This window comes from Ruegeria sp. R8_1 (genome assembly GCF_017743815.1).
Taxonomy (GTDB): domain Bacteria; phylum Pseudomonadota; class Alphaproteobacteria; order Rhodobacterales; family Rhodobacteraceae; genus Ruegeria; species Ruegeria lacuscaerulensis_A.
The window spans coordinates 1-1,123 of record NZ_JAGHRL010000019.1 but is presented as its reverse complement, the minus strand read 5'-3'; the positions used below and the strand labels follow the sequence as shown (position 1 = coordinate 1,123).

Annotated in this window: 1 protein-coding gene and 1 pseudogene; both read left to right on the top strand. The window is 60.3% G+C overall.

Annotated elements, in window-relative coordinates; genetic code table 11:
- The first annotated feature begins 5 nt into the window (after window positions 1–5).
- The gene (locus tag J7380_RS20235; protein ID WP_209198702.1) at window positions 6–455 is read left to right on the top strand and encodes a (2Fe-2S)-binding protein; all 450 of its coding nucleotides are present in this window, start codon (window positions 6–8) and stop codon (window positions 453–455) included.
- A gap of 75 nt (window positions 456–530) precedes the next feature.
- A pseudogene (locus J7380_RS20230) lies at window positions 531–1,123 on the top strand (xanthine dehydrogenase family protein molybdopterin-binding subunit); the annotation flags it as partial.

Sequence of the window (1,123 nt, the reverse complement as noted above, 5' to 3'; positions counted from 1 at the left end):
TAGCTGTGAGCGGTGAAGTTGAGGGTCGGACGTTATTGTCTGGATTTTTGCGTGAACATTTGGGGATGACCGGGACGCATGTTGGGTGTGACACGGCGCAATGTGGTGCGTGTGTTGTGCATGTGGATGGTCAGGCCGTGAAGTCATGCAACATGCTTGCGCTTGAGGCGGACGGGTCTGAGGTTGGCACGATTGAAGGTCAGGCGACTGCGGATGGGTCTTTGAACGTGATCCAGCAGGCGTTTCAGGACCATCACGGTCTTCAGTGCGGGTTCTGCACGCCGGGCATGGTGATGAGTGCGGCGGCGTTGCTGAAGGAGAACCCGCGCCCGACCGAGGCCGAGATCCGGCATTATCTGGAAGGCAACCTGTGCCGGTGCACGGGCTATCATAACATCGTCAAGGCGATCATGGCCGCATCGGGTCAGGACGTCGGCAGCATCGCTGCGGAATAAACGCCACTGCGGGCCTTTAGCGCCCGTGGAAGGACAAGGATGCGTTAGCATCCGTTTATGGGAGGAGAACAAGCAATGCCCAAAGACAGTGGCATCGGAGCCAGTTCCAAGCGGCGCGAGGACGTGCGCTTTCTGACCGGAGCAGGCAATTATACCGACGACATCAACGTGGCCGGACAGGCCTATGTGTATTTCCTGCGCTCGGATATCGCGCATGGCCGGATCACCAGCATCGACACTTCGGCGGCCGAGGCCATGCCCGGTGTGGTCAAAGTGTTCACCGGCAAGGATTTCGAAGGGGTGGGCGGCATCCCCTGCGGCTGGGAGGTGACCGACAAGCACGGTGCGCCCATGCAGGAACCGGCGCATCCCATTCTGGCCCAAGGCAAGGTGCGCCATGTGGGTGATCCGATTGCGGCCGTTGTGGCCGACAGCCTGGAACAGGCGCGCGACGCGGCCGAGGCGATCGATCTGGATATCGAAGAACTGCCCGCCGTGATCGACATGAAGGCCGCCGCCCAGGAGGGCGCGACGCTGGTCCATGACGATCTGAAGAACAACATCTGCTATGACTGGCAGCTGGGTGAGACCGATGATGCCAAGGTCAATGAGGTGTTTGCCAATGCGGCCCATGTGACCACGCTGGATCTGGTGAACAACCGTCTGGT